The sequence below is a fragment of the Limnohabitans sp. 2KL-1 genome (assembly GCF_003063435.1).
In the GTDB taxonomy this organism is placed as follows: domain Bacteria; phylum Pseudomonadota; class Gammaproteobacteria; order Burkholderiales; family Burkholderiaceae_C; genus Limnohabitans_A.
The window spans coordinates 326,948-339,806 of sequence record NZ_NESL01000003.1; the positions used below are offsets into that span (position 1 = coordinate 326,948).

General features: G+C 58.4%; 9 protein-coding genes. 5 read left to right on the forward strand and 4 right to left on the reverse strand.

The window, feature by feature from the left end:
- Positions 1-316 precede the first annotated feature (316 nt).
- Entirely contained in the window at positions 317-1,405 is a 1,089-nt protein-coding gene (locus B9Z47_RS09665; RefSeq protein ID WP_146185779.1) for a hypothetical protein, read from the forward strand.
- 295 nt (positions 1,406-1,700) lie between these two features.
- On the opposite strand, the gene B9Z47_RS09670 is transcribed toward B9Z47_RS09665, so the two are convergent.
- Genes B9Z47_RS09670 through B9Z47_RS09680 form a run of 3 tightly spaced genes read right to left on the reverse strand, consistent with a single transcriptional unit; the run spans position 1,701 to position 5,457 of the window.
- Complete coding sequence (locus B9Z47_RS09670) at positions 1,701-3,146, reverse strand: hypothetical protein (RefSeq protein WP_108331026.1); 1,446 nt, start codon at positions 3,144-3,146, stop codon at positions 1,701-1,703.
- 11 nt (positions 3,147-3,157) lie between these two features.
- A complete protein-coding gene (locus B9Z47_RS09675; protein WP_108331027.1) occupies positions 3,158-3,874 on the reverse strand; it encodes a hypothetical protein in 717 nt (238 codons plus the stop codon).
- Positions 3,871-5,457 (reverse strand): phosphotransferase, encoded by a 1,587-nt coding sequence (locus B9Z47_RS09680; RefSeq protein ID WP_158271665.1) that lies wholly within the window; start codon positions 5,455-5,457, stop codon positions 3,871-3,873. Before B9Z47_RS09680 ends, B9Z47_RS09675 begins: the two co-directional genes overlap by 4 nt.
- A gap of 624 nt (positions 5,458-6,081) precedes the next feature.
- On the opposite strand from B9Z47_RS09680, the gene B9Z47_RS09685 reads away from it, so the two are divergent.
- A complete protein-coding gene (locus B9Z47_RS09685; RefSeq protein WP_108331029.1) occupies positions 6,082-7,788 on the forward strand; it encodes an IS1634 family transposase in 1,707 nt (568 codons plus the stop codon).
- Positions 7,789-8,241: 453 nt separating this feature from the next.
- Here the strand turns inward: B9Z47_RS09685 and hrcA are convergent, their stop codons facing one another.
- Positions 8,242-9,246 (reverse strand): heat-inducible transcriptional repressor HrcA, encoded by a 1,005-nt coding sequence (hrcA, locus tag B9Z47_RS09690; protein WP_108331030.1) that lies wholly within the window; start codon positions 9,244-9,246, stop codon positions 8,242-8,244.
- A 28-nt stretch (positions 9,247-9,274) separates the two neighbouring features.
- Here hrcA and B9Z47_RS09695 point away from each other — a divergent pair, with 28 nt between their 5' ends.
- The 3 genes from B9Z47_RS09695 to rapZ are packed head-to-tail and all read left to right on the forward strand — an operon-like array spanning position 9,275 to position 12,720.
- Positions 9,275-10,168, forward strand: a complete 894-nt coding sequence (locus B9Z47_RS09695) for an NAD kinase (protein WP_108331031.1) — start codon at positions 9,275-9,277, stop codon at positions 10,166-10,168.
- Between the two features lie 3 nt (positions 10,169-10,171).
- Positions 10,172-11,857, forward strand: a complete 1,686-nt coding sequence (gene recN, locus B9Z47_RS09700; protein WP_108331032.1) for a DNA repair protein RecN — start codon at positions 10,172-10,174, stop codon at positions 11,855-11,857.
- Entirely contained in the window at positions 11,854-12,720 is an 867-nt protein-coding gene (rapZ, locus tag B9Z47_RS09705; RefSeq protein WP_108331033.1) for an RNase adapter RapZ, read from the forward strand. The genes recN and rapZ overlap by 4 nt, the downstream gene beginning before the upstream one ends.
- The last annotated feature ends 139 nt before the right edge of the window (positions 12,721-12,859 follow it).

Genomic DNA, 12,859 nt, shown 5'->3' on the forward strand with positions numbered 1-12,859 from the left:
GTTCAACACTGGAGCTGCTGCTCGAAGACTGACTGACCGACGTGGAGTCGGGCGTGGTGGCAGCACTACTCAGGGCCCCAGCAATGGAGCCAGCATCGATCGACCCACCCGAAGCCAGTGCGGCGCTGTTGGCAGCGATGGTGTCAGTCAGCCCACCCTGCAGCACTTTCTGCAGCTCGTAAACGGCACTGAGGTTGTTGCTGGTGATCAGCGCATTGCCACTGGCAAGGACCGTGGTCACACCGGACGCAGCATTGGCCGCGCTTTGCAGGATGGCTGGATCCAGAGTACCAGGCAAGCCCGAGGTAAAAATGCTTTGCAGCGTGGCCGCATCACTCAGTCCACTGGCCAAGGACGGAGCGCCGTCTATATTGGCAGCCGCAACCTGGGCAGCCAGGCCACTGACGAGCGCGGTGTAAGCCGTTGCCGAGTCTACGCCAGCGGCGGTCAGGGCGCTGACGCCCACCACCAGCACGTTGGCGATCTGGGCGGACAGGGCCTGAATCTGCAACGCCAAATTGGCAGAGACGCCCGGCACCACTACGGCGCCGGTGGACGCAGCAATCGGGTCCAGGTTCAGCAAGTCGAGCGCGGCATCGGCAGGCAAGCCCAGAGCAGCCTTGACCGACGTCTGAGCCTGGGCAAGGGATTGGCCACTATCGACCAGAGACTGGATCAGGGTGGTGACCGGATTGACCACTTGAGCCGTCGCCGGAGCCGACAATTCGACCGTAAAAGGCAGGCCGGTGGAGGTGTCCACACCATCCCCGCGCACCATGATCTTGCTTGCTTGGGCAACCAGATCGGCGGGGAACTCGTATTTGCCAAATGCGTCGGTCTGGGTGGTGGCCCGAGGGTCATTCAGCGGCTGGCCATTGGCACCCAGCAGCACCACGGTGGCACCCTTGATGTATCCATCAATGACCGCGCCTTGAGTGAGCGGAATGGCCTTTGCGGCCGAGGAGCCACCAGACGCCCCGATGAGCCCCAGCAGACCTCCACCAAGGAGCCACGCGGGATTAAAGCCCAAAGACACGGTGCCGGTATGCATTGCTGTGGCGTCAAGCGCCGTATCAGCTGCCGGCGCTTGTGGGACAGGAGCTGGCACCGCCACCGCCGTTCGTGCCGCCTCTTGCGGCAATTCAGGGTCAGCCGATGCCGTGGCCTGCGCCAGCTGGGCGTCGCCACGGCTGGCCTGCAAAAGCTCACGAAGGGCTTCGACAGATTGTTCAACGATTTCGCGGTCACTCGGCAGGTCTGCGGATGCATCAGCCTGGGCCTGCGACTCGTGCGCTTCGCCAGAGGCGTCGGACAGGTCTTCGCTGCTCTGCGCGTCGGCTTCAGCTTGAGCGTCTTCTTGTCTGCGCTGCTGGGCCCGCGCCTGCTCAGCCACCAGGGCAGTTAAGCCCAGCAACAGGGTCAGTTGAGTGAAGTCTTTCCGATCGCCCAGCAGCGAGCGCAATCCCTTTTTGAGGAACTGCGTCAAGGCCGACGAGCGTGGAATTTTTACTTTTTTCAATTGGAAAACAAGAAATCTCTCGACATCTGAAGCTCCAAGTCATGGCGGCTTCGATGTATTTACGATATTTTAAATTAATAATTGATAGATTCTCTAAAAATGTTATAAAAATAAATATTGATGTTGTAAATAAATTTCTAGGTATATATTTTTATATTTAATGGATTTTTTATTACTCATTTCATCCTGCACGGAGCTCGAAGGCCATGCGCGAGTTGGGGATCACCGGTACGCCGAAGCAACGCACGCCGGCACGGGCGGATTTTTGGAGGTCGTAGAGGGCAAATGGAGCCAGAAAGTCCGACTCGTAAGCGCTGGCACGGGCTTGTAGCACTTCGTACCGGCCCTGGTGTTCGAGTACGGCGAGGTTCATGACCATTTCGCGGGTGTCAAAGGGTTCGAACTGGCTTGGGTCATCTGCGCGGGGGCGCTCGAAATGGGTCAGGTAGAGGTGGGTCACCGACTCGGGAATGGGCAGATAGAGCACCATGTAGAACTTCAAGTCGTAATAAAGCGTGGGGTTAACCTTGAGTCCCAGGGTCGGTGATTCGGAGCGAATAACCACCCGTCCATGCGCAATGCTGACCTGGACTCGGGCCTGAAAGTCGGGGGGCAGTGTCTCCATGTACAGGAAGGGGGACCGCGAAAGACCCTCATTGAGCCGGATGACTTTGCGGTCACAGCTTTTGTCGATGCTGGCACTGAAGCTGTGACGGCCGAGGTCGATGACGGTGTCGGGCAACTTGAGCGGATCGAGAATGGCCCTGGCGAGGTCAAGCCTTTCGGCGGGGTCTTCCCCCCATTGGGGTGCCAGGTCAAAAAAGGCTTTGAACTGGTCATGCAGCGCCTGGTCAGAGACCAGTCTGCTGGCCAGCGAGCGTGGGTTGCGGTCAAACCACTTGTACAGGCAGATGTGGGCAGGTTGTTGCCTGCCCTGTACCAGCAGGTCGTGCGGGGTGACGAAGCGGCGGCCTTTGCGGCTGTCGGCCCATTTCATTTGGCACATGTTGGTGCTGGCCAGTTGTTCGACAGCCAGCGCTGCCAGGGGCAGGACTTCTTCGAGGCAGATCTCCTGGTCGAGGCGGTGAGCACCGTAGTCGAGTGCTTTGAATTTGCGCTCGATGGCTGACCATGAGGTAGACCAGGTGGCAAAGCCTTCGATCTGGTTGTGGATGTATTGCTCGCCAAAGGCCTGGGTGAAGGACGGCGACTTGCGAATCGCTTCGTATTGCCAGCCAGTCTGGGTCGACAGCGGCTTGGTCTGCGCGACCTTCATGGAGGCGATCGCGCTGAGCTTGTCGTAACTGCGAAAGAACAAGGCATTGGAGGCCAGGGTGATGAACAGGAACTCCTGCTGGCCCCAACGGGCCTGGGCCATGCGCCAGTTGTCGAGGTGCGCTGCCAGCAGATCGGCGCCATGGGCCTTGCGCGGCTTGCCCTCGACGATCAGCACATCGGGAACTGGCGAGGGGTACTCGTAACCGTGGCGGACACTGCTGTTGATGATCAGCTTGTCACCAGGCTGCGCGAACATTTTGAAGTTGTCGATGCAAAGCTGCAGGCACTCGAGGGATTCGGCATGCAGGAGCGAAAAGACAAACACGGGGTCGCTGGTTTTGGTTTTCATGGTGCTGGGGTTCAGGGATGCACGTCAGGGTCGAACAGGCGGACTTCCTGGGGGGTGCCGAGAATGTGCACGGCCGAGGACGCCAGCCGGGGGGCACATACGCGCCCGCCTTGACGCAGCAGGCTTTGGTAAATCGGGGCGATGTATTGCTCCGAGGCTTGGGGGGTCTGGGGCTGGCCGTAGCTGGTTTGGTAGAGCTGGGCGAAAAGTTGCGCGGTTTCAAAGCCGTACATGCCCACGGTGGCCCAGGATGAGATGACGACTTTTTCGACGATCTCGCAGACCTGATCCTGGGCGTCGAAGCGGACGTAGCTCATGGCAGGGCTTTGGCTCTCAAACACATGCAGGCAGCCTTGGTGACCCCTCAGGTCGTGCGGATGCAGCCCTCTTTCAATATAGGTGTCGATGTTGTAGATCCATACGGGTTCGTGCGGGTCCACAGCGGCAATAACGTCGATGGCGGTATGCGCCTGGCCCAGGCTGAGTGCGGCACGGGCCATGATGTCAACGCGGCGCAGTCCGGCTCGGTGTGCGCGCGCCCGGATCCAGTCGGCATCGTGTTCTTGCAGGCACGCAAAAACAAAGTGCTGCTCATGAAAAGCCTGCAGCGATTGGATCGCCCAGTCGAAAAGAGTTTGGCCGCGCGCTTCGATCATGTATTTGGGCACGCGGTAACCGGCTTGCTGGAACCGGCTGCCTGCACCGGCCATGGTGACAATCACGCTCATGGGCTGTCCATAAAAAGTTGACCGAATCGCTGCAGACCGATGTACAGCATGGCCAGCTGCCTGCGGGGTTTGTCCACATGCAAGGGGAGCATGCTCAGAAAGAGGAGCGCCTCGATGGCATGGGCCTCGCGCAGCTCCTGAGGCCCGGAAAACAGCTGTTCGCTGAAGATCGAGCCGATTCTTTCGCGGCTCTGGCGGTCATGGTCAGGCATGAAGCGGATCTGGCCATCGACGGCCAGCTCGACTTCAAAGCGGTCGGCAACAATGTCGTCATAGCCACCGCGGTATGAATGCAGCAGCTTTGCCTTGTCGTAGCGAGGATCACCGTAGATGCCAGGTACTGCGAATTCGCCGCGCGGATCGATAAGCTTGACATGCCGGACTCGGCGGTCGTAGAGGACGTTGCTAAAACACAGATCACCATGGATGGGGGTCAAGCGCGTCAGGCTCGTGAGCGCGTGCTTGTTTGCATAGTCCTGCAGGTGCCCAAGGACAAAGTCCAGTGTCACCCGTACGCCTGCTACATCGACCCAGGCTTGGGGCACGGCGGTTTCCTGCGCCAAGTATTCGCCAAGTCGTTGACGTGTCTTTTCGACATAAACCTGGCTGGCCATGGCCGCAGCCAGCGGGGAGTTAAATCCGTATTGCTCAAGCTTGGTCAGAATATGCGCGAGCTTGCGCGCAACGTCGTTCCAGGCCCCGGTCTCCAGGCGGACACCCACCATCAGCTCGCTCAGGGTGGGTATGGAGAGAAACTCCATCGAGATGTAGGGCTGGGCACCGTCGTTGCTTTCGTATACGCGCGGCAGGTAGCAGGCCAGCTCGTCAGGAATCTGTCGGTACCAGCGCACTTGGTGCCTAAAGGCATCCACGTGGCGTGAGCGCTTGGTGATCACATTGCGCTCAGGATCGTAATGCAGCTCGTTAAAGTGTCTGAGGTTTTGCTGCCGCATGCGCGATTGCTGGTAGGTGTCGAGGTGACCAAAGTCATACCACTGGTGCGGCGCAACCAAGTTCATGGTTGTCTCGGCAGCATACTGCTCAAGCGCGATGAAGAAGGGATCCATGCCCTTCGACTGCAGGGCCAGCGCCTGCCTCAGCAGACTGGAAAACAGCGCACCATCGGCAAACACAAAGACACCGACACAAACTTGACGCTCACCGGCAGGCGCATGCTGGTCACGGTCACCCAGAATTTTCAGATCTCCCGCAGGCTGCCGACTTATGCTGGTCCATCGATAGAGATCATTACGGTTTTCGACAAAGACCGTGTCCTGCTTTGGCGGCTGGGCAAACCCCAATAAAGTGTCGCCCATGTGCACGATGATCCCATCACCTTGCTGCAGCTCTTGTAAAGCATGAGCCACTGTTTCTCCAATGCTCGAGCTTGACTGCATTCGCAGGTCGCGACTGCGGACAGGCATGTCCTTTGGCATATTGAGCCCGGGCGCTTGTGGTGGAAGTACGAAGATAAACTCAAATGCGTCACCGCCCGCAGCGTAGCTTTCAATAATTCTCTGGTGCAGTGGTCGCCCGTCAACCAGGATGTGTACGGGATGACGCTGCCCAGTTTCTACCTGCATGTCCAAACTAAGATCTGAGTAGCTTGGAACTATAACTTTAAAAGTTTTAATCATTTGTCATTTAAAATTTAGACAAAATAATATATATTATGTCTTTTAATCATTAAATAGAGTGATATTCTTTCCAAAAAAGTAAATTTCCGCTCAGTGATATTTAAATAGACGCAGAAACCCAACATGAGCTGTGAAAAATCACCGCCTTAGCTTATTTTGGAGTATCAAATGATAATGCACTTTTCAAGTGGCTGATTCAATTCAGCAATGCATTGCCTGGCTTAAGGTAAGCTCAAATATCAATTCTCATTCACCCGCTCACAAGTTGAGCGCTTGGTCTTCTTGCCCCGACTGATAGCCAATTTAGCATCTTTGAATAACCAGCAGACTCAACAACACGTCATATTGATGTTTCATGGGTCAATATGCTGGGCGGGGCTTACGCCAGGCACATCGGCACGCCCGAGTTCGACACCAAATCCCGATTTTTCGCCCTTTTGCGCCTCCGGCCTCAACAAAATCAAGCACTTGCAACTGATCTTCTGATTTTTTTGTAGTGGCAATATTGAGTGCAATACGTGCTGGCAAGTTACGTTGTCATGCGACCTGCCATTTGCTACACTTTGGGCCATGTTCACCAAGCTCACCAAGTCCGGCGGCCACACCTACGTCCAGTTGGTCGAGTCCTTTCGTGATGAGAATTCACGCCCCCGACAACGCACCGTTTGCACCCTCGGCCGCTTGGATGAAGTGGGCGGCCAGGTGGACACTTTGCTCAAAGGCTTGCTGCGCGCCAAAGGCATGCCTGCCTCCATGGCCCAGCCACCGCAAATCGCTTTCGAATCCGCTTTGGCTCTAGGCGATGTCTGGGCACTGGACCAGCTTTGGCATGAACTGGGCTTTGATGCCTTGGCCGGTGTCTTTCGCCGTGCCCGTTACACCACACCCGTTGAGCAGGCCATTCGCGTGATGGTTTTCAACCGCCTGTGCGACGCCGACTCCAAACTGGGTGTCTTGCGTTGGCTGCAAACGGTCAGCATGCCCGGGGTGGATGTGGCGGCTTTGACCCATCAGCACTTGCTGCGCAGCATGGATGCCTTGATGGATCACCAGTCGGCTGTCGATGGCGTGGTCGCTGGTTTGCTCAAGCCTTTGGTGGACCAAGAGATGTCGTTGGTGTTTTATGACCTGACCACCATTCGGGCCGCAGGCCTGAGCGAGCAAGTGGGCGATGTGCGCCAGTACGGCATGTCCAAAGAGGGCTTGATTGCCCGCCAGTTCATGTTGGGTGTGGTGCAAACGGCCGACGGCTTGCCGATCTACCACGAGGTATTCGATGGCAACCAGTCCGAAGGCCCCACTTTAGTGGCCACGGTACAAAAGGTGCTGGAACGCTACACGCACATCAAGCGCTTGGTGCTGGTGGCCGACCGGGGTTTGCTCTCGGTAGACAACCTGGACGAGCTGGGGACCATTGTGCTGCCCAGCGGCCAAGCCTTGGAGTTCATTCTGGCCGTGCCGGGCAGGCGATATGGTGAATTTGCAGAGACCTTGAGCGCGTTTGAGGCCAAGGTTGCGCAAGCCAAACAAGACGGTCAAAGCGAAGAGATCGTGGAAGAAAGCAGCTGGCAAGGCTTGCGCCTGGTGGTGGCGCACAACCCACTGCGCGCCCAAGAGCAAAGCCAGCTCAGGCGAGACAAGATCAAGGAGTTGGAGGCACAAGCCCAGAAGTGGGCAGGCAAGCTCGACCAGCAGGATGCAGGGCAAAAGGCCAAGGGACGCAAGCTGTCCGACAGTGGGGCCAAAGCGAGGTTGTTCCACGCGGTCAAAGAGGCGCATCTGGCGCGCATCATCAAGGTGGACCTCAAGGGGGAGTTGTTCTCGTACACGGTGGACGAAGCGGCTGTGGCCAAAGCACAACTGATGGATGGCAAGCTGATGCTGGTGACCAACGTCAAGGACCTCAAGCCCAAAGAGATCGTGCAGCGCTACAAGGCGCTGGCCGACATTGAGCGGGGCTTCAGGGTACTCAAGTCAGAGATCGAGATTGCGCCGGTGTACCACCGGCTGCCCGAGCGGATCCGTGCGCATGCGCAGATTTGTTTCATGGCACTGATTGTTTACCGTGTGATGCGCCAAAGGCTCAAGCAGGCGCAAAGCGAATTGAGCCCGGAGCGGGCATTGGAGCAGCTGCGAAGAATCCAGCGACACAAGGTGCGCATCAACGAGGCAGAACCCATCGAAGGGGTGAGCGCAATCAGCGATGCACAGGCGCAAGTGTTGGGCGCGTTGAAGGTAAAACAGCCGGAGAAAAAAGAACAGATGAAGTTGTTGTAGTGGTAAAAATTTAACCGACTCTATATAAATCAACAACTTATGACGTTTGGTGTCGAACTGGGGGGCACGGAACTTCTGCAAAGTTTCCTTAAATGAAAAAAGCCACTGACCGAAATCAGTGGCTTTTCTATTTGTTGGTAGGGCGTGACAGACTTGAACTGTCGACCAAAGGATTCTGGTTTGTGTAGCTTTCACTACTCCCTGGACTATGCCTTCACCATTGCCTAAGCTTTAGGTGGACGCCGTCTAGTCTCTACACGTTCAGAGTGCTTTCGCACTTAGCTTCGCTCGGCATTGGCGTATGCATCACTGCACTTAGCTTTCACCGAATTTGACGTCATTCACACGAAGAGTTTCCTACTTCGGTGCACAATTTTCATGAGTCCTCTGCTCTAACCAACTGAGCTAACGCCCCAACCGAAGGCCTTATTGTAGTGGCCTAAGAAGGCCATTTCATTTGGACTGACTCAACGCGTTGCTGACCAGACGCGAGGTGATGTTGACGATCTGGATCATTCGGTCGTAGGGCATGCGGGTCGGGCCGATCACGCCCAGGGTCCCGACGATCTGACCATCTACCTCATAAGGCGAGCTGACCACCGACAGTTCCTGCATGGGCACGATCTGGCTTTCGCCGCCTATATAGATGCGCACGCCTTCGGCCTGGCTGGACACATCAAGCAAGCGCATGAGCTGGGTTTTTTGCTCAAACAGCTCAAACGCCCGGCGCAAATGCCCCATGTCACTGGAAAAGTCGCTCACCGACAGCAAGTTGCGTTCACCGGCAATGACCACCTCGTTTTGGTCTTCTGCCAGAGCTTCGGTGCTGACCTGTACAGCTGCCTGCATGAGCGTGGCAATTTCGCTTTGCAGGCTGACCAGCTCTTGCTGCACCCGGCTGCGCACCTGCTCAATGGCCATGCCCGCATAGTGAGTGTTCAAGAAATTCGAGGTCTCGATCAGCTGGCTTTGCGAGTAATCGGTCTCGGTGAAGAGGATGCGGTTTTGCACATCGCCTTCGGGCGAGACGATGATGACCAGCAAGCGCCGCTCGGAAAGGCGCAGAAATTCGATGTGCCGGAACACCGAGGCTCGGCGCGGCGTCATGACCACGCCCACAAAATGCGACAGGTTGGACAGCAAGTTGGCGGCGCTGGCGATCACCTTTTGCGGCTGGTCAGGCGTGAGCGCCGGGGTTTCCAGGCCATCACGCTGGACCGTGAGCATGGTGTCCACAAACAGGCGGTAGCCCCGACTGGTCGGGATGCGCCCGGCCGAGGTGTGGGGGCTGGCAATCAACCCCAACTCTTCCAGGTCGGACATCACGTTGCGGATGGTGGCGGGCGACAGGTCCAGACCCGAGGCCTTGGAGAGCGTGCGCGAGCCCACGGGTTGGCCGTCGGCGATATAACGCTCCACCAGCGCTTTGAGCAATAACTTGGCACGATCGTCTAGCATCTGGTCATTTTAATGATGTAATTTGCGCATGAGATCCAAGTTCCGTCACGTTGCACTCTTTGGCAAGTACCACACCAGCGCCCACGGCGGGGCGCTGGAGAGTTCTCGCCGTGCTTTGGACGACGTGGCCCAATTTTTGACGCGCCAAGGCTGCGATGTGGTGCTGGACAAAGAAACCGCCTCGCACACCGGCCTCGCGACCTACCCGGTGCTGGAGATGACCGAGATCGGTCAGCAATGCGATTTGGGTCTGGTGATTGGCGGCGATGGCACCATGCTGGGCATTGGCCGCCAGATGGCACGCTACGGCTTGCCTTTGATGGGGATCAACCAGGGGCGGCTAGGGTTCATCACCGACATCCCCCTTCAAAGCTACCAAGATGTGTTGCAGCCCATGCTGCAGGGCAACTACCAATCAGAAGACCGCAGCTTGCTGCAGGCGCAGGTCATGCGTGACCAGCGCAGCGTGTTCAGTGCCCTGGCCATGAACGACGTGGTGGTCAACCGGGGGGGCACCTCGGGCATGGTCGAGCTGCGGGTCGAGGTCGATGGCCGCTTTGTGTCCAATCAACGCGCCGATGGCCTGATCATCGCCACACCCACGGGCTCTACGGCTTATTCGCTGTCGGTGGGAGGCCCTTTGATGCACCCGGGCATTGGCGGTTGGGTCATGGCACCCATTGCGCCGCACACCTTGTCCAACCGCCCCATCGTGCTGCCCGAGTCCTGCGAAATCAGCATCGAGATCGTGGCCGGGCGCTACGTCAGCGCCAACTTTGACATGCAATCGCTGGCCGACCTGACGCTGGGTGACCGGATCGTGGTGCAGCGCTCCGAGCACAAAGTGCGCTTTTTGCACCCCGCAGGCTGGAATTACTTCGACACTTTGCGCAAAAAAATGCACTGGAATGAGGGCGCTTGAACCGTGTCACTGACGCACATCACCCTGCGCGACTTTGTGATCGTGCACGAACTGGAGCTGGACCTGAGCACGGGCTTCAGCGTGTTGACCGGAGAAACCGGCGCGGGCAAATCCATTTTGATCGACGCCTTGCAGCTGGCCCTGGGTGCCCGCGCCGAAGCAGGCGTGGTGCGCGAAGGCGCCAGCCGCTGCGAGGTCTGCGCTGAATTCGAACCCACGCCCGCCATCCAGGCCTGGCTCGAAGAAGCAGGTTTTGAGGCCAGCGCTGACTTGCTGCTGCGCCGCACCGTGGACACCGCCGGTAAAAGCCGTGCCTGGGTCAACGGCAGCCCCGCCACAGCCACCCAACTGCGCGAGCTGGGCGAACAGTTGCTGGACATCCACGGCCAGCACGCCTGGCAAAGCCTGACACGCCCTGACGCGGTGCGTGGCCTGCTCGATGCCTATGCAGGCACCGACACCCGCCCGCTCAAAGCCACCTGGCAAGCCTGGCGGCAAGCCCAGCAAACGCTGGCCGACGCCCAGCAAGCCCAAAGCACATTGACCAACGAACGCGAGCGGCTGGCCTGGCAAATTGGCGAGCTGGAAAAGCTCAACCCCCAAGTGGACGAATGGCAGGAGCTGAGCACCCAGCACAGCCGCCTGGCCAACGCGCAGGCACTGATCGACGGGGCTAACCAAAGCACTTTGCTCCTCGAAGGCGAAGACGACGGGGGCGCTTTGCGCGAGCTGTCCCGCGCCATCCAGACCCTGCAGTCGCTGGGGCAGTTCGAGCCGGAGTTCCAAGCCTTGGCCGATGTTCTGGTCTCGGCCCAGGCCCAGGTCGAAGACGTGGCCCACAGCCTGCACGCTTACCTGCGCAAAACCGATCTGGATCCGGCGCAACTGGCCGGACTGGACGAGCGCATGGGCCTGTGGCTGTCGCTGTCACGTCGCTACAAAAAAACCCCCGATGAACTGCCGCTGAGCTTGCAAACCTGGCGTCAGGAATTGGCGCAACTCGATGCCGCCGCCGACCTCGATAGCCTGCAAAAAGCCGAACAGGCGGCCCACAAAGCCTGCTTGCAAGCGGCCAAAGCCGTTTCGCAGCAGCGCCAAAAAGCCGCCAAACCGCTGGCCCAAGCGGTCAGCAGCGCCATGCAGCAACTGGGCATGCAAGGCGGCCGCTTTGAGGTGCAATTGCAAACCCTGGACACGCCCGCGCAACACGGCCTGGAAGAAGTCAGCTTTTTGGTGGCCGGGCACGAGGGCAGCACGCCTCGGCCCGTAGGCAAAGTGGCCTCGGGTGGCGAGCTCTCGCGCATTGCACTGGCCATTGCGGTCACCACCAGCGAACTCGGGGAAGCCGGCACCTTGATCTTTGACGAGGTGGACTCGGGCGTGGGCGGTGCCGTGGCCGAAACCGTGGGGCGACTCATGAAACAGCTGGGCCAACACCGGCAGGTGCTGGCCGTGACCCACCTGCCCCAAGTGGCCGCCTGTGCAGACCACCACCTGCTGGTCAGCAAAGCCGCCGTCAAGGGCCAAGTCAGCAGCCAGGTACGCGTTGTGTCCGGCGAACAGCGCGTGAACGAAATCGCTCGCATGCTGGGCGGTGAAAAACTCTCGGCCACCACCTTGGCGCACGCCAGGGAAATGCTGGGGGGTACACCCTTGAAACCCCAAGGCCGCAAAGCCATGCAAAGCTGAGCATGGACATCATCCTGATCACCGGCATGTCCGGCTCTGGCAAATCGGTGGCGTTGCACGCCTTGGAGGATGCAGGTTATTACTGTGTGGACAACCTGCCACCCGAGTTGCTGATCCCCTTTGTCAAGCTTGAAGAGCAACAAAAAGAACAACGCCTGGCGATTGCCATTGACGTGCGCAGCGCCAATTCATTGCACCTGATGCCTGAGCAGATGGCCTTGCTCGGCAACATGGGCATGTCCGTGAAATCGGTTTTTCTGGATGCCAGCTCGGAGACCTTGCAACGCCGTTATTCGGAAACGCGGCGCAAGCATCCCTTGTCGGGTGGCAGCAAACCGCAAAGCGACAAGGCCCTTTTTGAAACCATCGAGTTCGAGCGAGAACTTCTGGCGGATTTGCGCGAAAGCGCTCACGTCATCGACACCAGTTTGCTGCGCTCGGCTCAGTTGCAAACCTACATCAAAAGCCTGGTCAACGCGCCTTTGGCGCAGCAGCTCACCCTGGTTTTCGAATCGTTTGCCTTCAAACGGGGCATCCCCACCGATGCAGACTATGTCTTTGACGTGCGCATGCTGCCCAACCCGCATTACGAAAGCGCCCTGAGACCGCTCACCGGACGCGACGAACCCGTGCAAGCCTACCTGCGCCAGTCCGAAGAATTTGTGCAGATGCAATTGCAAATCGAGGGGTTTTTGAAGCACTGGATTCAGGCCATCGAGCGCGACCACCGCAGCTATGTCACGGTGGCCATCGGCTGCACAGGAGGCCAACACCGCTCCGTGTTCATGGTGGAGCAACTGGCGCAAAACTTCAGTACGCGCTGGCTGACGCTCAAACGGCATCGGGAACTGGACGCCGTCTGAGCGCTGTTTCATGGGACGCACACGACGGGCATCGGTCGGTGCCAACAAGCTGGAACCCGGATCTTCGCCAGGGGTGACACATGCCCATCAGGTGTGGGCATCCCGTCACCGCATCACGTCATCCCGCACAGGATGCGGG

Bases quoted from the DNA above. Each gene is read 5' to 3' on its own strand.
- hrcA (WP_108331030.1), bottom strand. From the start codon at position 9,246: ATGCTAGACGATCGTGCCAAGTTATTGCTCAAAGCGCTGGTGGAGCGT.
- B9Z47_RS09695 (WP_108331031.1), top strand. From the start codon at position 9,275: ATGAGATCCAAGTTCCGTCACGTTGCACTCTTTGGCAAGTACCACACC.
- B9Z47_RS09680 (WP_158271665.1), bottom strand. From the start codon at position 5,457: ATGCAGGTAGAAACTGGGCAGCGTCATCCCGTACACATCCTGGTTGAC.
- B9Z47_RS09675 (WP_108331027.1), bottom strand. From the start codon at position 3,874: ATGAGCGTGATTGTCACCATGGCCGGTGCAGGCAGCCGGTTCCAGCAA.
- B9Z47_RS09670 (WP_108331026.1), bottom strand. From the start codon at position 3,146: ATGAAAACCAAAACCAGCGACCCCGTGTTTGTCTTTTCGCTCCTGCAT.
- B9Z47_RS09685 (WP_108331029.1), top strand. From the start codon at position 6,082: ATGTTCACCAAGCTCACCAAGTCCGGCGGCCACACCTACGTCCAGTTG.